This is a genomic window from Ruegeria sp. THAF57, from assembly GCF_903914075.1.
In the GTDB taxonomy this organism is placed as follows: Bacteria; Pseudomonadota; Alphaproteobacteria; order Rhodobacterales; family Rhodobacteraceae; genus Ruegeria.
This window is the reverse complement of sequence record NZ_CAIWNQ010000002.1, coordinates 594,026-615,368: the sequence shown is the minus strand read 5'-3', so window position 1 is coordinate 615,368 and position 21,343 is coordinate 594,026. Positions and strand designations below refer to the sequence as shown.

The 21,343-nt window shown below is 55.5% G+C and carries 21 protein-coding genes; 12 read left to right on the top strand and 9 right to left on the bottom strand.

Annotated features, from left to right (window positions below):
- Nucleotides 1-78 precede the first annotated feature (78 nt).
- Both RUESEDTHA_RS07055 and secB read left to right on the top strand, forming a co-directional pair.
- Nucleotides 79-570, top strand: coding sequence for an FxsA family protein (locus tag RUESEDTHA_RS07055; protein ID WP_180885601.1), 492 nt, complete (start codon nt 79-81; stop codon nt 568-570).
- 64 nt (nt 571-634) lie between these two features.
- Complete coding sequence (gene secB, locus RUESEDTHA_RS07050; protein ID WP_180885599.1) at nt 635-1,132, top strand: protein-export chaperone SecB; 498 nt, start codon at nt 635-637, stop codon at nt 1,130-1,132.
- Between the two features lie 27 nt (nt 1,133-1,159).
- On the opposite strand, the gene dnaQ is transcribed toward secB, so the two are convergent.
- From dnaQ to RUESEDTHA_RS07030, 4 genes are read right to left on the bottom strand one after another with little or no spacing between them, the layout of a single operon-like run.
- Complete coding sequence (dnaQ, locus tag RUESEDTHA_RS07045; RefSeq protein ID WP_180885597.1) at nt 1,160-1,882, bottom strand: DNA polymerase III subunit epsilon; 723 nt, start codon at nt 1,880-1,882, stop codon at nt 1,160-1,162.
- Nucleotides 1,875-2,468, bottom strand: a complete 594-nt coding sequence (gene coaE, locus RUESEDTHA_RS07040; protein ID WP_180885595.1) for a dephospho-CoA kinase — start codon at nt 2,466-2,468, stop codon at nt 1,875-1,877. The genes dnaQ and coaE overlap by 8 nt, the downstream gene beginning before the upstream one ends.
- Nucleotides 2,465-3,298 (bottom strand): shikimate dehydrogenase, encoded by an 834-nt coding sequence (locus RUESEDTHA_RS07035; protein ID WP_180885593.1) that lies wholly within the window; start codon nt 3,296-3,298, stop codon nt 2,465-2,467. Before RUESEDTHA_RS07035 ends, coaE begins: the two co-directional genes overlap by 4 nt.
- Complete coding sequence (locus tag RUESEDTHA_RS07030) at nt 3,295-3,894, bottom strand: nucleoside triphosphate pyrophosphatase (protein ID WP_180885591.1); 600 nt, start codon at nt 3,892-3,894, stop codon at nt 3,295-3,297. The genes RUESEDTHA_RS07035 and RUESEDTHA_RS07030 overlap by 4 nt, the downstream gene beginning before the upstream one ends.
- A gap of 404 nt (nt 3,895-4,298) precedes the next feature.
- Here RUESEDTHA_RS07030 and RUESEDTHA_RS07025 point away from each other — a divergent pair, with 404 nt between their 5' ends.
- From RUESEDTHA_RS07025 to RUESEDTHA_RS06995, 7 genes are all read left to right on the top strand, one after another.
- Nucleotides 4,299-4,748, top strand: coding sequence for a CopD family protein (locus RUESEDTHA_RS07025; protein WP_180885589.1), 450 nt, complete (start codon nt 4,299-4,301; stop codon nt 4,746-4,748).
- A gap of 148 nt (nt 4,749-4,896) precedes the next feature.
- Nucleotides 4,897-6,168 carry a transcription termination factor Rho gene (rho, locus tag RUESEDTHA_RS07020; RefSeq protein WP_171123784.1) on the top strand — a complete coding sequence of 424 codons (1,272 nt, stop codon included), beginning with the start codon at nt 4,897-4,899 and terminating at the stop codon, nt 6,166-6,168.
- Nucleotides 6,169-6,198: 30 nt separating this feature from the next.
- On the top strand, nt 6,199-7,485 hold the full coding sequence (gene mnmE / locus RUESEDTHA_RS07015; RefSeq protein WP_180885587.1) for a tRNA uridine-5-carboxymethylaminomethyl(34) synthesis GTPase MnmE: 1,287 nt from the start codon (nt 6,199-6,201) through the stop codon (nt 7,483-7,485).
- 12 nt (nt 7,486-7,497) lie between these two features.
- Entirely contained in the window at nt 7,498-9,366 is a 1,869-nt protein-coding gene (gene mnmG / locus RUESEDTHA_RS07010; RefSeq protein ID WP_180885585.1) for a tRNA uridine-5-carboxymethylaminomethyl(34) synthesis enzyme MnmG, read from the top strand.
- Entirely contained in the window at nt 9,363-9,977 is a 615-nt protein-coding gene (gene rsmG, locus RUESEDTHA_RS07005) for a 16S rRNA (guanine(527)-N(7))-methyltransferase RsmG (protein WP_180885583.1), read from the top strand. The genes mnmG and rsmG overlap by 4 nt, the downstream gene beginning before the upstream one ends.
- On the top strand, nt 9,970-10,770 hold the full coding sequence (locus tag RUESEDTHA_RS07000) for a ParA family protein (protein ID WP_171123791.1): 801 nt from the start codon (nt 9,970-9,972) through the stop codon (nt 10,768-10,770). The genes rsmG and RUESEDTHA_RS07000 overlap by 8 nt, the downstream gene beginning before the upstream one ends.
- Before the next feature lie 19 nt (nt 10,771-10,789).
- Nucleotides 10,790-11,683 (top strand): ParB/RepB/Spo0J family partition protein, encoded by an 894-nt coding sequence (locus RUESEDTHA_RS06995; protein WP_171240450.1) that lies wholly within the window; start codon nt 10,790-10,792, stop codon nt 11,681-11,683.
- Here the strand turns inward: RUESEDTHA_RS06995 and RUESEDTHA_RS06990 are convergent.
- Genes RUESEDTHA_RS06990 through rph form a run of 4 tightly spaced genes read right to left on the bottom strand, consistent with a single transcriptional unit; the run spans nt 11,673 to nt 14,498 of the window.
- Nucleotides 11,673-12,026, bottom strand: coding sequence for a YbaN family protein (locus RUESEDTHA_RS06990; protein WP_180885581.1), 354 nt, complete (start codon nt 12,024-12,026; stop codon nt 11,673-11,675). The two genes, RUESEDTHA_RS06995 and RUESEDTHA_RS06990, sit on opposite strands and share 11 nt — an antisense overlap.
- Nucleotides 12,027-12,029: 3 nt before the next feature.
- On the bottom strand, nt 12,030-13,184 hold the full coding sequence (gene hemW / locus RUESEDTHA_RS06985) for a radical SAM family heme chaperone HemW (RefSeq protein ID WP_180885579.1): 1,155 nt from the start codon (nt 13,182-13,184) through the stop codon (nt 12,030-12,032).
- On the bottom strand, nt 13,174-13,788 hold the full coding sequence (gene rdgB / locus RUESEDTHA_RS06980; protein ID WP_180885577.1) for an RdgB/HAM1 family non-canonical purine NTP pyrophosphatase: 615 nt from the start codon (nt 13,786-13,788) through the stop codon (nt 13,174-13,176). The genes hemW and rdgB overlap by 11 nt, the downstream gene beginning before the upstream one ends.
- On the bottom strand, nt 13,785-14,498 hold the full coding sequence (gene rph / locus RUESEDTHA_RS06975; RefSeq protein WP_180885575.1) for a ribonuclease PH: 714 nt from the start codon (nt 14,496-14,498) through the stop codon (nt 13,785-13,787). Before rph ends, rdgB begins: the two co-directional genes overlap by 4 nt.
- Before the next feature lie 112 nt (nt 14,499-14,610).
- Here rph and hrcA point away from each other — a divergent pair, with 112 nt between their 5' ends.
- A complete protein-coding gene (gene hrcA / locus RUESEDTHA_RS06970) occupies nt 14,611-15,675 on the top strand; it encodes a heat-inducible transcriptional repressor HrcA (protein ID WP_180885573.1) in 1,065 nt (354 codons plus the stop codon).
- Between the two features lie 10 nt (nt 15,676-15,685).
- Nucleotides 15,686-16,249, top strand: coding sequence for a nucleotide exchange factor GrpE (locus RUESEDTHA_RS06965; RefSeq protein WP_171123804.1), 564 nt, complete (start codon nt 15,686-15,688; stop codon nt 16,247-16,249).
- Between the two features lie 58 nt (nt 16,250-16,307).
- Here RUESEDTHA_RS06965 and mutS read toward each other — a convergent pair whose 3' ends face one another.
- Nucleotides 16,308-18,923, bottom strand: coding sequence for a DNA mismatch repair protein MutS (gene mutS, locus RUESEDTHA_RS06960; RefSeq protein ID WP_180885947.1), 2,616 nt, complete (start codon nt 18,921-18,923; stop codon nt 16,308-16,310).
- Nucleotides 18,924-19,084: 161 nt separating this feature from the next.
- Here mutS and RUESEDTHA_RS06955 point away from each other — a divergent pair, with 161 nt between their 5' ends.
- Nucleotides 19,085-21,340: an NADP-dependent malic enzyme gene (locus RUESEDTHA_RS06955; RefSeq protein WP_180885571.1), complete on the top strand. Its 2,256-nt coding sequence runs from the start codon at nt 19,085-19,087 to the stop codon at nt 21,338-21,340.
- Nucleotides 21,341-21,343: the final 3 nt, after the last annotated feature.

The following is a 21,343-nucleotide window of genomic DNA, read 5'->3' as shown; positions in this document are numbered from 1 at the left end:
GTACGCGGCCTCAAGCCACTATGTAGGTGACACGAGGCGGCAAGTCCACAGTCCGCCCTGCTGTAAAGGATAGCGCAAATGTATCTGTTCTTGGCTTTTTTATTGGTCCCGATCATAGAGATCGCTCTGTTCATTCAGGTTGGCGGCTTGATCGGCCTGTGGCCAACGCTTGCTATTGTAGTCCTGACAGCCGTTCTGGGCACTGTTTTGGTGCGGACACAAGGTCGCATGGCACTGGAAAACCTGCAGCGTTCCTTTGCTGATATGGACGACCCGACCGAGGCGCTGGCCCATGGCGCAATGATCCTGCTGTCGGGCGTTTTACTGCTGACGCCGGGGTTTTTCACCGATGCCGTTGGTTTTGCTATGCTAATTCCGGGCGTCCGGATTGCTGTATTCCGGTACCTTAAATCCAAAGCCACCATCACGCAGTTTCAGATGGGAACCGGCGCGCAATTTCGCTCGGGGGCTGATCCATTTCAACAAGACGACGTAATTGACGGCGAATTTACCGAAGTTCGCCCACGTCAGGACCCATCAAAGCCCTCGAAATGGGTCGAAGGGCCGTGACCTGCATTGAGGTGTCTGCCCCAACTTGTTAAGCAGTGACGAATTTTATTTTCGGAGTAGATCCATGGCCGACGAAGACGCCAAAGAAAACACCGCGGCCCAGGCCGCCCCGCAAATCCAGATGCGCGTTCTGGGACAATTCATTCGTGACCTGTCTTTTGAAAACGTGATGGCCCAAAAGGGCGTATCGGGCGACGTTCAGCCCGAGATTTCCGTGCAGGTCAATCTGGACGCGAAAAAGCGCCCGACCGAGCATCAGTACGAAGTGTCGATCAAGCTGAACCTCAAGTCCAAGGCCAAAGGTCTGGAAGACATCCTGTTCCTGTGTGAGCTGGACTATTGCGGTCTGTTCCACGTAGAAGGTGTTGCCGAAGATCAGCTACATCCGTTCCTGATGATCGAATGCCCCCGGATGCTGTTCCCGTTCCTGCGCCGCATCGTCAGCGATGTGACCCGCGACGGTGGCTACCCGCCGGTAAATCTGGACAATATCGACTTTGTCAGCCTGTACCGCAACGAACTGATGCGTCGTCAGGCCGAAGTCCAGAAAACCGAAGCCTAAAGTTCTAGACCCGCGCCGGGATGTTTCTCAGGCGCGGGTCCACAAGGCGTTTTCGCCCAGTTTTTCCACAAAAGCATCATGCGCGGCGCGTTCGTCCTCGGTAATCCGGGACGCAAGCGCATTTGGACGCGCCGTTGGACGCCATTCTTCGCTGCCGCCCGCAGAGGATGACGCCGCAGTCGACAATCCGAAGTCCGGCTGTCGCCCACCAATCAACTCCAGATAAACCTCGGCCAAAATCTCAGAGTCGAGCAGCGCCCCGTGCAGCGTTCGGTTCGAGTTGTCGATATTAAACCGGCGGCACAATGCATCCAAAGAAGCAGGCGAACCAGGAAAGCGTTTGCGCGCAATGGCCAGCGTATCCAGCGCCTGATCCATCGGGATCAGCGGCAGACCCATCCATTTCAGCTCGGCGTTCAGGAATTTCATATCGAACGAGGCGTTGTGAATAACCAGCTTCGAATCCTTGATGAAATCACGAAATCCCTGACCGACCTTGGCGAAAACCGGTTTATCCCTCAGCGTCACCTCACCTTTTTCCGGCGGACGCGGGCTCTCGAGCAGGTCAGGACCAATGCCGTGCACACCAAAAGCTTCTTCAGGCATGGAGCGTTCGGGGTTGATATAGACGTGATAGGTTTCGCCTGTGGTAACGTGGTTCCACAGTTCGACCGCACCGATTTCCACGATCCGGTCACCGCTTTCGGGATCGAACCCCGTGGTTTCGGTGTCGAGTACAATCTCACGCATCTGCCAGCCCTGCTCGTATCTGTTTGACCACATCCTGCACCTGTGCGCGGGCATGGTCCAGACTGTCTGTCACGATCACAAAATCTGACCGGGCGCATTTTTCTTCGTTCGGTATCTGCTTGGCGCGGATTTGTTCAAACTGCGCCTCAGACATCGTGCCGCGATCCATCACGCGGCGTTTTTGTTCATCCGCAGGTATCGACACACAGGCCACAGCGTCCATTGCAATATGCCCCCCGGTTTCAAACAACAAAGGGATGTCAAAAACCAGAATATCCGCAGTCGCGTTGTGCCGAAACGCAGCGCGATCCGTCGCCACCAGCGGGTGAACAATCGCCTCAATCTGTTTTAAGGCGGACACGTCCCGCGCAATGATCTGTTTCAACGCAACACGGCTGACAGCCCCATCAACAATCGCGTCCGGAAAAGCCGCCTGCATCGGCTCGACAGCCGCTCCACCCCTTGAATAGAGTCTATGTACGGCGGCATCCGCATCCCATAGCGCACAGCCTTGATCGACGAACATCTGAGCCGTCGTACTTTTTCCCATCCCGATCGAACCGGTCAGACCCAGCGCGAAACTCATGACAAAACAGCCGCGCGCAGGTCAAGGTTCACCTCTGGCCGGATCCCAAACCAGCTTTCAAATCCAGGAACCGCCTGATGCAACAGCATACCCAACCCGTCAACGACCGTGCATCCGGCTTCTTCGGCCGTTTGCAAAAGGTGGGTTTTCAGAGGTGCATAGACCAAATCAGTAACAACAGCGCCCGGCTGCAACCCATCCAAAGGGACCCGCAGCTCAAGCTGCCCTTGCATCCCAAGTGACGTCGTATTGACCACCAGCTCGGCATCTTCGACCACATTTCCGGCCTGCACCCAATCGACAACGGTGATGGTTTGGCCGAATTCCTCTTTCAGCTTATCCGCCCGGGTCCGTGTTCGGTTGGTCAGCATAATTTTGGGCACTCCGGCCTCGACCAATGCTTGCAAAACGGCGCGCGCTGCTCCGCCAGCGCCAAACACCACGGCCGGTCCATCGCCCGGCGTCCAATCCGGTGCTCCGCTGCGCAGGTTTTCCATGAATCCGTAGCCATCAGTATTGTCGGCATAGATCGTGCCATCCTCACGAAAGACCAGCGTGTTCGCGGCACCTATTTTCCGTGCTCGATCCGATACGTGATCCGCCAATTGCAAGGCCGCTTCTTTATGAGGTACCGTTACATTTGCCCCCACGAACCCGGCCTTGGGCAGACTGCGCAGAACAACTTCAAGATCATCCGGGGCAACATCCATTGGAATGTAATGCCCAACCAGCCCATAGGTTTTCAACCAATGTCCATGAAGGGTCGGGGATTTTGAATGTGCGACAGGGTGTCCAATCACACCCGCCAGAGGAATACGGTCTTCACTCATTGATCAATCACCCCTTTGACCGCCAGAAAATTCAACAGCTCCAATAGGGGCATACCCAAGACGTTAAAATAGTCTCCGTCAATGGTCGCGAACAGGCGCACGCCTTCTTCCTCCAATTTATATGCCCCGACCGCGTGCCGGATACTGTCCCAGTTGCGATCAACATAATCGCGCAGATATGCGTCCGAGCTCATCCGCATCCGCAATCGAACCTGACCCACATGTCGCCAGATGGGTTCCCCGTCCTGATGGATCACCGCGGCAGACAGCAGCATATGTCGCTTGCCACGCATCGCCCTGAGTTGCGCCAGTGCATCCGTTGGCGTTTCGGGCTTGGACAGCAGTCGACCGTCGAAATCCAGCACCTGATCGCAGCCCAGCACCATCGCACCGCGAGATTTGTCACTGACCTTGCGTGCTTTCATTTCGGCCAGCGTATCCGCAATATCGCGCGGGCTTGCATCCTCGGCCAGCAATGCCCGTTTGGCTGTCTCTTCATCCACGCGCGCAGTTTGCACGGTGAAGGGCACGCCCGCGTTCCTGAGAAGCTGCGCTCGTATCGACGACCCAGAGGCCAGAATGATGGGGACAGACATGTGGAAAACCCCTTGAGTAAACCGTTAACTGTTCCGGGATGGTTTGTATGGTTTTCCAGTTGACACGCAAGCCCGGGATTTTTGCTCCAAACTTCCCAGATTCGCCCGAACCCTGTCCAAACGGGACAAGGATAACTTGGAACGCGGGGATAAGCGACTTTTCATATGTTACCCAAAGAGTTATCCCCAGATTTACCATCTTAATGAAGATTTAAGTACATGATTTTATTATGAAATAAATTCCCTCTACAGAATCACCTATTCTCAGAGGGTTTCTATCCACCTGGGGAAAATACTTGTGTAAAAAAGTAATCCACTGATTTTGTTCACCCTACAAAACCATCTTCCTTTTTCTTTTCTTATTTTTTTATTAGGGAGGGTTCTGAGTAATCTTCGGAGCCAAGATGACGGATTTTCTTTTCGCGATTTACCCATGGGTGAAGTCTCTTCACATCATGGCGGTAATCTCGTGGATGGCAGGCCTGTTCTATTTACCCAGACTATTCGTTTATCACGTCGAAAAAGCACAGACTGTCGATGGGGCTGAGGCAATCTTCTTTGAAATGGAAGAAAAGCTGCTGCGTGTGATCATGCGCCCCGCAATGATTGTGGCTTGGGTCTGTGGCCTGATCATGGTGTTTACGCCGGGTATCGTCGGTTGGAATTTTGCATGGCCTTGGGTCAAAGGCATATCCGTGATTGGTATGACCTGGTTTCATCATTGGCTGATGGCTCGGCGCACAGACTTCCTTGAGGGGCGAAATAAGCTCACTGGGCGGCAGTATCGCATGATGAACGAGGTTCCGACCGTTTTGATGGTGATCATCGTTCTGGCGGTCATTCTGAAGTTCTGAGGGCACTTTTGCGCGCAAGGGTCAGAACGGTGGTTTGACTCCGCCAAACGCCACCCTTATGTAGGGGTCAACACGCCCGTCCGGGCGGCGTATCTTCCGTACTGAAATTCCACTTCGTGCCGCGCTGACAGCGGTGAAGGTTTGTATCATGTCCAATGAAACCCTGAATCTGGCTGACCTAAAGGCCAAAAGCCCCAAAGACCTTCTGGCTATGGCCGAAGAGCTGGAGATCGAAAACGCCTCGACCATGCGTAAAGGCGAGATGATGTTCCAGATTCTGCGCGAACGCGCGGATGAGGGCTGGACCGTTGGCGGGGACGGTGTTCTGGAAGTCTTGCAGGACGGGTTCGGTTTCCTGCGCTCGCCCGAGGCAAACTATCTGCCGGGTCCTGACGACATTTACGTCTCGCCCGACATGATCCGCCAGCATTCGCTGCGGACCGGCGACACGGTTGAAGGTGAGATCAAAGCACCTGATGATAACGAACGCTATTTTGCTTTGATCAAGGTTACGAAGATTAACTTTGAAGAGCCCGAGAAGGCCAAGCACAAGATTCTGTTCGACAACCTGACGCCCTTGTACCCCGAAGAGCGTCTGAAGATGGAGATCGAGGATCCTACCATCAAGGATAAATCTGCTCGCGTCATCGACCTTGTGGCCCCGATTGGTAAGGGCCAGCGTTCTCTGATCGTGGCGCCCCCGCGGACGGGTAAGACGGTAATCCTGCAGAACATCGCGCACTCGATCGAGCAGAACCATCCCGAGTGTTACTTGATCGTCCTGCTGATCGACGAACGCCCAGAAGAGGTGACCGACATGCAGCGTTCGGTAAAGGGTGAGGTTGTATCTTCGACGTTCGATGAACCCGCAACGCGCCATGTGGCCGTGTCTGAAATGGTGATCGAAAAAGCCAAGCGTTTGGTCGAGCATAAACGAGATGTTGTTATTCTTCTCGACTCGATCACAAGACTTGGTAGGGCATTCAACACTGTGGTCCCATCCTCGGGTAAAGTTCTGACCGGTGGTGTTGATGCAAACGCGCTGCAACGGCCCAAGCGCTTCTTTGGTGCGGCGCGGAATATCGAAGAGGGCGGCTCGCTGACCATCATCGCCACCGCGCTGATCGACACCGGCAGCCGGATGGACGAGGTGATCTTTGAAGAATTCAAAGGCACCGGTAACTCGGAAATCGTGCTGGATCGCAAAATTGCCGACAAGCGCGTGTTCCCGGCCATCGACATCCTCAAATCCGGGACCCGGAAAGAGGACCTGTTGGTCGACAAGGGCGATTTGGCCAAAACCTTCGTTCTGCGCCGTATCCTCAACCCGATGGGCACGACCGATGCGATCGAATTCCTGTTGTCGAAGTTGAAACAGACCAAGACGAACGGTGAGTTCTTCGATTCAATGAACACCTGACACAGGTCTTAACTGACGCGAGGCCTTCGAATGGATACGATATTCGCCTTGGCCAGCGCGCAGGGCAAAGCTGGGGTGGCGGTTATCCGCCTCTCTGGTCCTTTGGCACGATCCGCAGTGGCTGCATTAACCAGGGATACTCTGCCAGCCCGCGGTATGCGTGTGCGCGCTTTGTTTGCGCCTGACGGCTCAATTCTGGATGAGGGACTGGTACTTACATTCCAGGCCCCTGCAAGCTTTACCGGTGAAGATGTGGCAGAGCTGCAGATTCACGGAAGTACCGCATCCGTGAACGCGGTGATGCGTTGTCTTGGCGATACTGAAGGTTTGCGGCTTGCCGAACCGGGGGAATTCACACGCCGTGCGCTTGAAAACGGTAAAATGGATTTGACGCAGGTCGAAGGTCTGGCTGATCTGATTGATGCCGAAACCGAAGTGCAGCGAAAACAGGCGCAGACGATATTGGCCGGTGAGCTGGGTTCTCTTGCAGAACGCTGGCGTCGTGATCTGATCCGCGCCGCATCCCTGTTGGAAGCTGTCATTGATTTCGCTGACGAAGAGGTTCCGACGGATGTTACGCCTGAAGTCCGTTCTTTGGTTACTGGTGTCATGGCTGATGTGCAACGCGAAGCGGACGGAGTTCGTATTGCAGAGCGTATTCGCTCAGGGTTCGAAGTCGCAATTGTCGGCCTTCCTAATGCGGGGAAGTCCACCTTGTTGAATGCACTTGCCGGGCGAGATGCGGCGATAACATCGGAATATGCCGGAACGACCCGGGATGTGATCGAGGTGCGAATGGATCTAGAGGGGTTGCCAGTCACGCTGTTGGATACAGCCGGTCTGCGCGAAACCGAGGATCATGTTGAAAGTCTTGGAATCGAACTGGCTATAAAACGTGCAGAGGCCGCGGATTTACGGGTATTCCTGACCGAAGACCCGGCGTCTTTAGGCGTTTCAATGCGCGATGGTGATATTCAGGTTTTGCCGAAGGCCGACCTCAGGGATGATATTGAAGGTGGGATATCGGGTAAAACTGGTAAGGGGTTGGATCAGTTGATCTCCGATATATCGCGTATATTGGGTGGCCGTGCCACAAGTTATGGTATTGCAACCCGCGAAAGGCACCGTATCTCGCTCAATAATGCTCAGGCGGCGTTGGGTGCAGCAATGTCTGTTCTGGAATCAGGCCCGGACTTGTATGATATCGCTGCCGAAGAATTGCGCACGGCCATTCGTGCGCTAGAAGCATTGGTCGGTAGAATAGGCGTGGAAGATCTTTTGGATGAAATCTTCGCAAGCTTCTGTCTGGGAAAATAGGGAGTGTTTCACGTGAAACATTCAGACTTTGATGTTGTTGTTATCGGCGCGGGTCATGCCGGAACCGAAGCTGCCCATGCATCTGCCCGCATGGGAGCGGAAACGGCGTTGGTCACTTTGTCTGCTTCTGACATTGGGGTGATGTCTTGCAATCCAGCGATTGGAGGCCTTGGAAAGGGTCACCTGGTCAGAGAGATTGATGCCTTGGACGGAGTTATGGGCCGTGTTGCGGATCAAGCCGGAATTCAATTCCGTCTGTTGAATCGGCGCAAAGGACCAGCAGTTCAAGGGCCGAGGACACAGGCGGACCGCGCGTTATATCGCGCAGCGATGCAGAGAGAGACCGACGCCCAGCCACGTCTTTCGATTGTGGTAGGCGAAGTTGTCGATTTTCTGATGGATGGGCAGAGTGTGCGCGGAGTCAGATTGGCAGATGGGTCTGAGATTCAAGCCAAGGCAGTCATTCTTACATCCGGTACGTTCCTTCGGGGTGTGATACATATTGGGGACGTTTCCCGCCCTGGCGGAAGAATGGGGGACAATCCTTCAGTAAAGTTGGCGCAACGCTTAGACAGTTTTCAGCTTCCGTTGGGAAGATTGAAAACAGGGACTCCGCCCCGTCTTGATGGTCGTACGATCGACTGGACCGATCTGGAGCGCCAGGACGGAGATGATGAACCCACATTATTTTCATTTCTATCTAAGTCTGTTGTGGCCCCCCAAATTTCTTGTGGCATAACGCATACAAATGCGCGAACGCATGAAATTATTGAGAAAAACCTAAGCCGTTCGGCAATGTATGGGGGGCATATTGACGGGGTTGGCCCAAGGTACTGCCCTTCAATTGAGGATAAGATAGTTCGGTTCGCCGATAAGGACTCTCATCAGATATTCCTTGAACCTGAGGGTGTTAATGATCATACGATCTACCCGAACGGGATATCGACTTCGCTTCCCCATGATGTTCAACTTCAATATGTCCGGTCCATTAAGGGGCTGGAGAATGCTGAAATAACGCAACCGGGTTACGCGATTGAATATGATTATGTAGATCCGCGTATCCTAACCTCATCCCTGTCTGTTCCGGAAATCTCGGGCCTATATCTTGCGGGGCAGATAAACGGTACCACCGGATACGAGGAAGCTGCGGCACAGGGTTTGGTCGCCGGTTTGAATGCCGCTTTGTTTTCATTTGATCGGGATCCGGTTCATTTCACGCGGGCTGATAGCTATATCGGCGTGATGATAGATGATTTGACGACGCGCGGAGTAGCGGAACCTTATCGTATGTTTACGTCTCGTGCGGAATTCAGACTTTCGTTGCGCGCTGATAATGCAGATCAAAGGTTAACACCATTGGGCTTGAAAATCGGTTGCGTAGGGGAGTCTAGAGAGCGTCACTTTTCTGAAAAACTTGAAAAATTAACGGCGGTAAAGTCCATATTGACGGACCGCACCTATACCCCAAAAGACATGCGATCAGTTGGTATCAACGTCAATCAGGACGGAAATCGGCGAAATGGGATGGCTATTCTCGCATTCCCGGATGTTTCGTTTGGGGATATTGTACCTCTGGTTCCAAGCTTGGGGGACACAGATCCGGAAATCCAGAAGCAGGTTGAAAGGGATGCCTTATACGCAAACTACATTGCGCGCCAGCAAAGGGATGTCGAAGCCATGAAGCGCGACGAATCTCATGAGATTCCAAGGGATTTCGACTATTTCGCTCTGGATGGCTTGTCTTCGGAGATGAAGCAAAAGCTGTCGAATGCGCGACCAGAGAATATAGCGCAAGCCAGTCGCGTTGAAGGAGTTACTCCGGCCGCTTTGACACTTGTTCTAGCGAAACTGCGTCGTGAAGAAAAGGTCCGCAAGGCATGAGTGACGTGCAATTTGGTGACTTGGATGTTTCACGTGAAACATTTGAGCGTCTGGCCAAGTATGTCGAGCTGGTAAAGCGATGGAATCCGAAAATTAACCTGGTTTCCCGAAACAGTCTGGCCGAAATTTGGACGCGACACATAAAGGATTCTGTCCAGGTGTATCGTTGCGCTGAATCCTTTCGAAATTGGGCAGACTTAGGAAGCGGGGGAGGGTTCCCCGGAATGGTCTGCGCGATTATGGCAATACAAGAGAATCCGAATGCGCAGTTCACTTTTGTGGAAAGCGATCAAAGAAAATCCGCCTTTTTGCGAACAGTGGCACGGGAATGTGGTGCAAAGTGTTCCGTTGTTTCCAAACGAATCGAAACCGTGAATCCCTTGGATGCGGATGTCGTATCTGCCCGTGCTTTGGCAGATCTGTCGGTCTTATTGTCCTTTTGTGATAGGCATTTAGGAAGTTCTGGAACAGCTCTGTTGCCGAAAGGCGAAACGTGGAAAAAAGAACTGGAAGACGCGCGCAGGGAATGGAATTTCCATGCTGAGCCGATTACAAGTTTAACTGAACCTCAGGCCGTTATCCTTAAAATCAAAGGAGTATCACGTGGTTGATCTGTCTCGTCCCTCAGGGCCCCGGATTATTGCGGTAGCCAATCAGAAGGGCGGGGTTGGGAAGACGACGACTGCGATAAATCTTGCGGCGGGATTGGCGGAGGCAGGGTGCCGCGTTCTTGTGGTAGATTTGGATCCTCAGGGCAACGCGTCAACAGGTCTAGGCGTAGAAGACAGGGATTGGACGACCTACGACCTGATATTGGACGATGCCCCTCTGGAAGCCGTCATTCAGGAGACTGAAATTGGCGGCTTGTACGTGGTTCCTGCCACAGTCGACCTGAGTTCAGCCGATATTGAGCTTATTTCCAACGAAAAGCGAAGCTATCTGCTGCACGATGCCCTGCGGCAAACCTCAGTTGACCAGTTCAAACTGGACTATGTCCTAATAGATTGTCCACCGTCCCTTAATTTGTTGACCGTCAATGCGATGGTCGCGGCCCATTCCGTGCTTGTTCCATTGCAGAGTGAGTTCTTTGCTTTGGAAGGTTTATCCCAGTTGATGCTGACCATTCGCGAGGTCCGCCAAACCGCCAATCCGGACCTGCGGATCGAAGGTGTTGTGTTGACGATGTATGACAACCGCAACAACTTGTCCCGTCAGGTCGAAAAAGACGCGCGTGACAATCTGGGCGAGATGGTATTTAAAACCAAAATACCCAGAAATGTGCGGGTCAGTGAGGCGCCGTCTTACGCATTGCCTGTACTTCAATATGATTCAGGATCTCTGGGGGCAATGGCATATCGGCATTTGGCGCGCGAAGTCATGCACAAGAACAAGAAAGCCGCATAAGTGGCAGTAGGAGGGTCCAGTGGCAGCCAAAAAAACAAAACCTAGGGGATTGGGCCGAGGTCTGTCGGCTTTGATGGCCGATGTAACGCAGGAAACAGAAGGGTTGCGCCCATCTGAGCCACGGCGTGCGGACATGAAGGTTCCGATCGAAAAACTTCATGCGAACCCAAACCAGCCGCGTCGTACCTTTTCGCGTGAGCAACTGGATGAACTTGCCGCTTCGGTTAAGGAAAAGGGTATTATTCAGCCGCTGATCGTCCGCGAGATTGCTGAAGGCGACTATGAGATCGTTGCGGGTGAGCGCCGCTGGCGGGCAGCGCAAATGGCGCAACTGCATGATATTCCTGTCATTGTTCGTGATTTCGATGATACCGAAGTTTTAGAAGTCGCGATTATCGAGAATATTCAACGGGCTGACTTGAATGCTGTCGAAGAAGCGGCCGGATACAAGCAGCTTATGGATCGTTTTGGGCACACGCAGGAAAAGCTGGCCGAGGCCCTTGGCAAAAGCCGCAGCCATATTGCAAACCTTCTTCGTTTGCTGTCTTTGCCGATGGATGTTCAGCAATTGGTAGTCGAAGGCAAGCTATCGGCCGGGCATGCGAGGGCGCTGATTACGTCAAGCAACCCCTCTGAATTGGCGAAGATTGTGGTACGCGACGGATTGTCGGTTCGCGCGACCGAGGCGCTTGTTAAGAAAGAGCAGGCCGACCCGGTTAAAGCTACGCCGAAATCCAGAAATCTGGATGCCGGAAAAGACGCGGATACGCGGGCGCTTGAAAAAGACCTCTCTGCAATTTTGGCGATGAAGGTTGCCATCAACCACAAGTCTGGGACAGAAACCGGGCAGGTCGTTCTAACTTATGAAAATCTGGACCAGCTTGACGATCTTTGTGCAAAGCTCAGCCGTTAGGCCGGGTCCAAATAAAGGTTAGAACACCTCCCAAGACAATGGCTTGAATTGCCAACACGTAATTCGGAACCGAGAGAATAATCGAAATTCCAAAAACGGCGGCAATCGAGAGGGTTGCCGCCTTTTTTGCTGCGGGGCGTATGGCACCGGAATTCTGCCAATCCAGGATCATCGGGCCAAAGACCCGGTGCGTGATCAGCCAGTTGTGAAGCCGGGAAGACGAGCGTGCAAAGAAAAAAGCGGCCAACAGCAGGAACGGAACGGTCGGTAGCAAGGGAAGGGCGATGCCGACGACGGCAAGTGCAACGCTCAACAATCCCAATGCCGCCCAGACGTATTGCATGTCTTATCCCAACAATTCGCGAATGATAGAATTCAATACTGCACGCCCATCCTTGGTGGCGATGACCCGTCCGTTTACCTGTTCGATCATACCGATGGCATTCAGATCGTCCAATTTTGCTTGCGGCAATGAAGAACCAGACAAGGCCTCATAGCGATCTATATATAGACCTTCTTTTAGCCTTAAGCACATCATAAGGTACTCAATTGCCTGATCCTGATTTGAAAGCTCGGTTCTTTCCCGCTCTCCACTGCCGTTTTGAACAGCGTCTAGCCAAGTGTTCGGCATCAGGTGGGTTTCAGTTGCCAGTTTTCGATCGCCAAGCGTAATTCGACCATGTGCACCGGGACCGATGCCAACGTAATCGCCATAGCGCCAATAAATCAGGTTGTGCCGGGATTCTGCCCCCGGTCGGGCGTGATTAGAAACCTCGTATGCAGGCAGGCCGTGGGCTTCGCAAATCTCTTGTGTGGCAAGATACATGTCGGCTGCGCTGTCATCCTCGGGTAGGCCGCGCAATTTCCCAACGGAATATCTGTCGCCGAAAGCGGTGCCGTCTTCGATGGTCAGTTGGTATAAGGACAGGTGGTCAACGGCCATGGACAAAGCTTGGGTCAGTTCAGCGCGCCAAGCGGCCAGGGTTTGGTGCTGGCGGGCGTAGATTAAGTCAAAGCTAACCCTGTCAAAGCAAGCTCTGGCGATATCAAACGCTGCTTGTGCTTCAGCGACCGTATGAATTCGGCCTAGCCTGCGTAGGTCATCGTCATTCAGCGCCTGTACACCCATCGAGATCCGGTTGATCCCAGCGTCGCGATAGGCGGCAAAGCGTCCAGCCTCAACCGAACCGGGATTAGCCTCAAGTGTGATTTCCATGTCATTGGCAGGCCGCCACAGGCTGCGGGCCTCATCAATGATGGCGGCTACGGAGTCTGGATGCATTAAGGACGGCGTACCACCGCCAAAAAAGATCGTATTTAGCACCCGATCTGGCGTTTCCAGGGCGGAGCGTCGCAATTCGCTTAAGTAACTATTAAGCCATTGTTTTTGATCAATATTTATTGAAACGTGGCTGTTGAAGTCGCAATAGGGGCATTTGGCCTCGCAAAAGGGCCAATGCACATATAGGCCAAAGCCCCCATTGCGCCAATCATCCGCCAAAACAGCCCTTCACGAACATCTCCACCGCGCGACCGCGATGGCTGATCTTGTTCTTTTCCCAGCGATCCATTTCGGCAAAGGTAATATCGTGGCCGTCAGGGACAAACATCGGGTCATAACCGAACCCGTCTTTTCCCCGGATTGGCCAGACCAGATGGCCGGGGGCAATGCCTTCGAACACTTCATCGTGGCCGTCAGGCCAGGCCAGTACCAGCGTGCACCGGAATTGAGCGGTGCGGGGGTGCGGGGCGTCTTTTGCTTCCAGTTCTTTATGCGCGCGGGTCATGGCCATCAGGAAATCGCGGCCGTTTTCGGTTTCGGCCCAGTCCGCAGTGTAGACACCGGGTGCACCATCCAGCGCATCGATCGTAATCCCTGAATCATCCGACAGGGCAGGCAGTCCGGTGGCCTTGGCGGCGGCATGGGCTTTAATCCGGGCGTTGCCGATGAAAGTATCCTCGGTCTCTTCCGGTTCAGGCAGGCTCATCTCAGCCGCGCCGATGACTGTCACGCCAAAGGGCTCAAGCAGATGCGCCATCTCCTCAAGCTTGCCTTTGTTATGCGTGGCGACCAGTAGCCTGTCGCCGTCGAACTTGCGGGTCATGCGGTGGCGGCCTTTTGGGCAGCGGCCAGTTCACTTACGCCTTTTTCGGCCAGATCCATCAGCTGATCCATCTGCGCACGGCTAAAGACAGAACCTTCGGCGCTCATCTGCACTTCGATCAGTTTGCCCGAGCCGGTCATGATGAAGTTACCGTCAACGCCTGCTTCGCTGTCTTCGGGGTAGTCCAGATCCAGTACAGGCTGACCCGCGTAGATACCGCAGGACACAGCAGCGACAGGATCAACCAGCGGATCGGAAATGACGTCACCGGCTTTCATCAGCTTGTTCACGGCCAGACGCAGCGCGACCCAGCCGCCGGTGATCGAGGCGCAGCGGGTGCCGCCATCGGCCTGAATGACATCGCAGTCGACGGTGATTTGACGTTCACCCAGCGCAACCCGGTCGACACCAGCGCGCAGCGCACGACCGATCAGGCGCTGGATTTCCACGGTGCGTCCGCCTTGTTTGCCGCTGGCGGCCTCGCGCCGCATCCGCGTGTTGGTTGCGCGCGGCAGCATCCCGTATTCCGCCGTCACCCAACCCAGGCCCGAACCCTTGATAAAGGGTGGCACGCGATCCTCGATCGTGGCGGTACACAGCACATGGGTATCGCCCATTTTGATCAGGCAGGAACCTTCGGCATGTTTGGTGAAACCTGTCTCGATGGAAACAGCGCGCATTTCGTCTAGATTACGTCCTGAGGGTCGCATGGAAAATCCTTTGTTTGCTGGGTTGGGGATACCGTCCCGTGGCGTTACGATGCAACCCCGATTGACCTTTCATTTGCCTGCGATTTAATGACGATCCAGCAGGGGACCGCCAATGAGCGAAGCGAGCAAAATTCTGAACGAGATGAACGACCGGTCGCGTGAGGTGTTCCGGCTGATCGTCGAAAGCTATTTGGATAGCGGTGAACCGGTGGGCAGCCGTACACTGACCCGCACCTTGTCGGAAAAAGTCAGCGCCGCGACCGTGCGCAATGTGATGCAGGATCTGGAGTTTCTGGGCCTGTTGGACAGCCCCCATGTCAGCGCCGGTCGGATTCCGACGCAGCAGGGGCTGCGGATGTTTGTCGACGGGCTGCTTGAGGTCGGCGATCTGGGGGCAGATGATCGGCAGAAATTGGATGAGACTTTAGGCTCTAACGCAGGTGATGTGGGGGGAATGCTGGATCGTGTGGGATCGGCATTGTCACACGTGACACATGGTGCCTCATTGGTTTTGACGCCTAAACAGGAATCCGAGATCAAGCATATCGAGTTTGTTTCGCTGGCCCAGGACCGCGCCCTTGTCGTGCTGGTCTTTGCTGATGGAACTGTCGAGAACCGGCTGTTCACTCCTCCGCCGGGGCAAACACCCAGTTCCATGCGAGAGGCCGCGAATTTTCTGAATGCGCTGATCGAGGGGCGAACGCTAAGCGAAGTCCGCCGTCAGATGCAGACACAGATCGACGCGCGTAAGCAGGAAATCGACGTACTGGCGCGCGAGATGATCGAAAGTGGCATGGCCGCCTGGGACGGAGACGGAGGCGATTCAGCGCGATTGATTGTGCGTGGACGCGCGAATCTGCTGAATGAACCCGGTCAAACAGAAGAGTTGAATCGAATCCGCACCTTGTTTGATGACCTGGAACGTAAGCGCGATATCGCCGAATTCCTCGAATTGACCGAAGAAGGCGAGGGTGTGCGCATTTTTATCGGCTCTGAGAACAAACTTTTCTCACTTTCGGGTTCCTCTTTGGTGGTGTCTCCATATATGAACGCTGATCGAAAGATAATCGGTGCGGTCGGGGTTATTGGACCCACACGACTGAACTATGGACGGATCGTGCCGATCGTGGATTATACGGCGCAACTGGTCGGCAAGCTTATTTCCGACCGGAGCTAGAGGGTAAGAGATGGCAGAACCCAAAAACGAAGATTTTCTGGACGATATCGCAACAGCTGAGGCAGAAGAGTTGGCCGAGGAGTTTGCCGAAATCAGTGAAGAGGCACTGGAAATTGATGCCCTGCGCGCTGAGCGTGATGATTTCAAGGACAAGTTCATGCGCGCACTGGCTGATGCCGAAAATGCGCGCAAACGGGGCGACAAAGCGCGCCGGGATGCAGAGCAGTACGGCGGGTCCAAGCTGGCGCGCGATATGCTGCCGGTTTATGATAACATGAAACGTGCGCTTGAGGCCGCCACCGATGAGCAGAAAGAGGTTGCTGCTGGTTTGATCGAAGGTGTCGAGCTGACTATGCGCGCGCTGACCAACGTGTTCCAGAAACACGGGATCGAAGTGATCACACCCGAAGTCGGCGACCGGTTTGACCCCAATCTTCACGAAGCTATGTTCGAGGCTCCTGTTCCGGGCACCAAGGCTGGTGATATCATTCAGGTCTCGGCTGAGGGGTTCATGCTGCACGACCGTTTGCTGCGTCCGGCTCAGGTGGGCGTTTCTTCAACGCCTGCAAGCTGATTGGCCTCTGCAAGGCCAAGCCTCCGGCAGAAGTATTTTTGAACAGAAGAAGGGGCGGTCAGGATTTGGCCGCCTCTTTCAGTTTGTAGATCAGGTCGAGCGCTTCGCGGGGTGTCAGTTCATCGGGCAGGATATCGTCCAGCATATCGGCGACTGGTGAGGTTTTTGGCGCGGGCAGCGGCGGGGGTGGCGCGGCTGAGAACAGGGGGAGATCGTCGATCAACGCCTTTTGCTTTCCGCCTTCACGTTCAGTTTTTTCCAATTGGTCCAGCACGACGCGGGCGCGGTCGACTACGGATGCGGGAAGTCCGGCCAATTGCGCGACTTGCACGCCATAGGATCGGTCGGCGGCGCCTTTGTGAACCTCGTGCAGGAAGATGACTTCGCCCTCCCATTCTTTGACGGCGACAGTGGCGTTGTCGACGCCTTCGAGTTTTCCGGCCAAGGCGGTGAGTTCGTGGTAGTGGGTGGCAAACAGCGCGCGGCATTGGTTTGCGGCGTGCAGATGTTCCAGTGTGGCCCAGGCGATTGAGAGGCCGTCATAGGTGGCGGTGCCGCGCCCGATTTCGTCGAGTATCACCAGCGCACGATCGTCGGCCTGATTGAGAATGGCGGCGGTTTCCACCATTTCGACCATGAAAGTCGAGCGGCCGCGGGCCAGATCATCTGAAGCGCCGACCCGGCTGAAAAGCTGGCTGACTACGCCGATATGGGCCTGTTCGGCGGGGACGTAACTGCCCATTTGGGCGAGTAGGGCGATCAGAGCGTTCTGGCGCAGGAAGGTTGATTTACCGGCCATGTTGGGACCAGTCAGCAGCCAGATCGCGGCCCCTTGATTGGCGCTCAGGTCGCAATCATTGGCGATGAACGCGTCGCCCGATTGCTGGCGTAGCGCGTGTTCAACGACGGGGTGGCGGCCCCCTTGGATGTTGAAGGCGCGGGAAGTATCGATTTTTGGGCGGCACCAATTCTCAGCCCGCGCCAGATCTGCTAGCGCTGTGGTCAGGTCCAGTTCGGCCAACCCTCTGGCCGCTTGATTGAGGCGGGCGGCGAGGGCTAAAATTTCGTCAGAAAGCCTTTGATAGAGCCGCTTTTCGATTTCCAAAGCCAGATTTCCGGCGTTCAGGATGCGGGTTTCGATTTCCGAGAGTTCGACGGTTGTGAACCGCACCTGATTGGCCGTCGTCTGGCGGTGGATGTAGGTTTCACTGAACGGCGGGTTCAGCATCTTCTCGGCATGGGTAGCCGTGGTTTCGATGAAATAGCCCAGCACGTTGTTGTGCTTGATCTTCAACGACGTGATGCCCGTGTGCTCTGCGTATTTTTTCTGAAACCCGGCTATGACGGATCGACCTTCGTCGCGCAGCGTGCGCGCTTCGTCCAGTTCGGCGTCAAAACCGGGAGCGATGAAGCCACCATCGCGCGCAAGCAAGGGTGGTTCAGCAACAAGCGCCTCGTCCAGCAGGTTCAATAGATCATCAAAGCCGACAAGGTTTTGTACTGCGGTTGCCAGCAGGACCGGAAGATCCTGACCTTCGCACAATTCAGCGATTGCCGATGCCTGTGTCAGCCCATTGCGAATGGCAGCCAGATCGCGGGGGCCTCCGCGCTCCAACGACAGGCGCGACAGGGCGCGGTCCAAATCAGGGGTTTTGCGCAGGGTCTCGCGCAGGTCCGAGTTGGTCAGGCTGTCTTCGGCGGCAAAACTTACCGCGTCCAACCGGGCGTGGATCACATCCAGATTGCGGGACGGGCTGGAAAGACGCTGTTCCAGCAGCCGCGCACCACTCGGCGTAACAGTACGGTCAACCACGGACAGCAACGATCCGGCGCGGCCACCGGAGAGAGACCGCGTCAGTTCCAGATTGCGGCGCGTGGCGGCGTCGATCTGCACCACGCGGTCCTCGGATTCCTTCAACGGTGTTTGCAGCAGGGGCAGTTTGCCCTTTTGCGTGATCTCAAGATAGTCGATCAGCGCGCCCATGGCCGACACTTCAGCGCGGCCAAATGACCCAAACGCATCCAATGCACCGACGTGAAACAGCCCGCAGATGCGTTTTTCCGCCGCAGTGCTGTCGAAACTGGCGCGACCGATCGGGGTTAGCGAAATGCCCAGATCGCGAACGGTTTCATTCAACTCCTGTTCCATCCCGTCGCCCACGATCAGCTCGGAGGGGGCAAGCCGCGCCAGTTCGGGGCTAAGCCTGACCGAGGTCAAAGGCATCACGTGGAACGCTCCGGTCGAAATATCGGCCCAGGCCAGCGCGGCTTCGTCGCGAACCTCGGCGTAGGCGGCCAGAAAGTTGTGGCGACGGGCCTCTAGTAGGGCGTCCTCGGTCAGTGTGCCGGGCGTTACCAGACGCACAACATCCCGCCGAACCACTGATTTAGAGCCTCTTTTCTTTGCCTCGGCTGGGCTTTCCATCTGCTCGCACACGGCCACTCGAAAGCCTTTGCGGATCAGCGTCAGCAGATAGCCCTCGGCCGCATGGACGGGCACGCCGCACATGGGAATATCCTTGCCATTGTGCTTGCCGCGCTTGGTCAGGGCGATGTCCAGCGCCTCGGCGGCATTCACCGCGTCCTGGAAAAACATCTCGTAGAAATCGCCCATGCGGTAGAACAGCAGGGCGTCTGAATGGACCTCTTTGATCTCAAGATATTGCGCCATCATTGGCGTGACTGTGGACAAAAGCGGCCCCCTTTTGGCGTCTTCCGGTCGCGACCTTACAAATCCCCCAACCGCGACGAAAGGTGAAAACGTATTGTCGTTGAGGCGCAGCCCCGCCTGCGCTATGACGCAACAGCCCCGAATTCATGGAAACGACCGATAAGATGCCCAAAGCGAAGATCACCAAAGAAGAGGCGCTGGCCTTTCACCTGGACCCCACCCCCGGCAAGTGGGAGGTGCAGGCCACCGTTCCCATGACCACGCAGCGCGATCTGTCGTTGGCCTATAGCCCCGGCGTGGCCGTTCCCTGTGAAGCCATCGCCGAAGCGCCCGAAACTGCCTATGACTATACCAACAAGGGCAACCTGGTCGCCGTGATCTCGAACGGGACGGCTGTTCTGGGCCTTGGCAATCTGGGCGCGCTGGGCGGCAAGCCGGTGATGGAGGGCAAGGCCGTCCTGTTTAAGCGTTTTGCCGACGTGAACTCGATCGACATCGAATTGGACACCGAAGACCCGGATGAGTTCTGTCGCGCGGTCCGCCTGATGGGGCCAACATTTGGCGGCATCAACCTTGAAGACATCAAAGCGCCCGAGTGTTTCATCATTGAACAGCGCCTCAAAGAAGAGATGGATATCCCCGTCTTCCACGACGATCAGCATGGTACAGCGGTGATCTGTGCGGCGGGCTTGCTGAATGCGCTGCATATTTCGGGCAAGAAAATCGAAGACGTGAAGATTGTTCTGAACGGTGCGGGTGCGGCGGGGATCGCCTGTATCGAACTGCTCAAATCAATGGGTGCGCGGCACGAGAACTGCATCGTTTGTGACACCAAGGGCGTGATCTATCAGGGCCGGACCGAAGGTATGAACCAGTGGAAATCGGCTCATGCGATCACGACCGAACTGCGCACGCTGGAAGAAGCCATGAAGGGCGCGGATGTGTTTCTGGGCGTGTCGGTCAAAGGGGCCGTGACGCAGGATATGGTTGCGTCGATGGCCGATAACCCGGTGATTTTCGCCATGGCCAACCCCGACCCCGAGATCACCCCGGAAGAGGCGCACGAAGTTCGTGTTGATGCCATTGTTGCCACGGGCCGCAGCGACTATCCGAACCAGGTGAACAACGTTCTGGGCTTTCCCTACCTGTTCCGCGGCGCGCTGGATATCCATGCCCGCGCCATCAATGATGAGATGAAAATCGCCTGCGCCCACGCGCTGGCCAACCTGGCGCGCGAGGATGTGCCGGATGAGGTTGCGATGGCCTATGGAAAATCGCTGACCTTCGGGCGCGACTATATAATTCCTACGCCGTTTGATCCGCGCTTGATCCACCGAATTCCACCTGCCGTCGCTAAGGCCGGTATGGATACCGGGGCCGCGCGGCGTCCGATCATCGACATGGATGCCTATGAGCTGAGCCTCAAGTCCCGCATGGACCCGACCGCCAGCATTCTACGCGGTCTGAACGCCCGCGCGCGTCAGGCGCAAAGCCGGATGATTTTTGCCGAGGGCGACGATCCTCGCGTGCTGCGCGCGGCTGTCACCTATCAACGCTCGGGCTTTGGCAAGGCGCTGGTAGTGGGGCGTACCGATGACGTGAAGGCCAAGCTGGAAGAGGCCGGTCTGGGCGATGCAGTGCGTGAGCTTGAGGTGGTAAACGCTGCCAATACCACGCATCTCGAGACCTACTCGAACTTCCTGTACGAGCGGCTTCAACGTAAGGGTTTCGACCGCAAGGACATTCACCGCCTTGCCGCGCGGGACCGTCACGTGTTTTCCTCGCTGATGCTTGCGCATGGGCATGGCGATGGTCTTGTAACCGGGGCCACACGCAAGTCGGCGCATGTTCTGGACCGGATCAATCACGTGTTCGACGCGGACGCGGCGCATGGCGCGGCTGGTGTCACGGCGCTGTTGCACAAGGGTCGGATCGTGCTGATCGGCGATACACTGGTTCACGAATGGCCTGACGAGAATGATCTGGCCAATATCGCTGAACGCTCGGCCGCCGTTGCGCGCCACATGGGGCTTGAGCCGCGCGTGGCGTTCGTCAGCTTTTCGACATTCGGCTATCCGATGTCGGAGCGGGCTGAAAAAATGCACCGTGCGCCTGCGGTTCTGGACCAGCGCGGCGTTGATTTCGAATATGAGGGCGAAATGACCGTGGACGTAGCGCTGAATGTCGATCAACAGGCCAGCTATCCGTTCCAGCGTCTGACAGGCCCGGCGAATATCCTAATCGTTCCCGCGCGCCATTCGGCGTCGATTTCGACCAAGCTGATGCAGGAAATGGGCGGAGCTACGGTTATTGGTCCGATCCTGTCAGGTGTCGACAAGCCGATTCAGATCTGTTCGACCGTTTCAACCGCGAATGACATCCTGAACATGGCTATCCTGGCGTCGTGTGACATTGGATAAGCC

Excerpts from the sequence above, each read along its gene's own strand:
- RUESEDTHA_RS07055 (WP_180885601.1), top strand. The coding sequence starts at position 79 with ATGTATCTGTTCTTGGCTTTTTTATTGGTCCCGATCATAGAGATCGCT.
- secB (WP_180885599.1), top strand. The coding sequence starts at position 635 with ATGGCCGACGAAGACGCCAAAGAAAACACCGCGGCCCAGGCCGCCCCG.
- dnaQ (WP_180885597.1), bottom strand. The coding sequence starts at position 1,882 with ATGCGTGAGATTGTACTCGACACCGAAACCACGGGGTTCGATCCCGAA.
- coaE (WP_180885595.1), bottom strand. The coding sequence starts at position 2,468 with ATGAGTTTCGCGCTGGGTCTGACCGGTTCGATCGGGATGGGAAAAAGT.
- RUESEDTHA_RS07035 (WP_180885593.1), bottom strand. The coding sequence starts at position 3,298 with ATGAGTGAAGACCGTATTCCTCTGGCGGGTGTGATTGGACACCCTGTC.
- RUESEDTHA_RS07030 (WP_180885591.1), bottom strand. The coding sequence starts at position 3,894 with ATGTCTGTCCCCATCATTCTGGCCTCTGGGTCGTCGATACGAGCGCAG.
- RUESEDTHA_RS07025 (WP_180885589.1), top strand. The coding sequence starts at position 4,299 with ATGACGGATTTTCTTTTCGCGATTTACCCATGGGTGAAGTCTCTTCAC.
- rho (WP_171123784.1), top strand. The coding sequence starts at position 4,897 with ATGTCCAATGAAACCCTGAATCTGGCTGACCTAAAGGCCAAAAGCCCC.
- mnmE (WP_180885587.1), top strand. The coding sequence starts at position 6,199 with ATGGATACGATATTCGCCTTGGCCAGCGCGCAGGGCAAAGCTGGGGTG.
- rsmG (WP_180885583.1), top strand. The coding sequence starts at position 9,363 with ATGAGTGACGTGCAATTTGGTGACTTGGATGTTTCACGTGAAACATTT.
- RUESEDTHA_RS06990 (WP_180885581.1), bottom strand. The coding sequence starts at position 12,026 with ATGCAATACGTCTGGGCGGCATTGGGATTGTTGAGCGTTGCACTTGCC.
- rdgB (WP_180885577.1), bottom strand. The coding sequence starts at position 13,788 with ATGACCCGCAAGTTCGACGGCGACAGGCTACTGGTCGCCACGCATAAC.
- rph (WP_180885575.1), bottom strand. The coding sequence starts at position 14,498 with ATGCGACCCTCAGGACGTAATCTAGACGAAATGCGCGCTGTTTCCATC.
- hrcA (WP_180885573.1), top strand. The coding sequence starts at position 14,611 with ATGAGCGAAGCGAGCAAAATTCTGAACGAGATGAACGACCGGTCGCGT.
- RUESEDTHA_RS06965 (WP_171123804.1), top strand. The coding sequence starts at position 15,686 with ATGGCAGAACCCAAAAACGAAGATTTTCTGGACGATATCGCAACAGCT.
- mutS (WP_180885947.1), bottom strand. The coding sequence starts at position 18,923 with ATGATGGCGCAATATCTTGAGATCAAAGAGGTCCATTCAGACGCCCTG.
- RUESEDTHA_RS06955 (WP_180885571.1), top strand. The coding sequence starts at position 19,085 with ATGCCCAAAGCGAAGATCACCAAAGAAGAGGCGCTGGCCTTTCACCTG.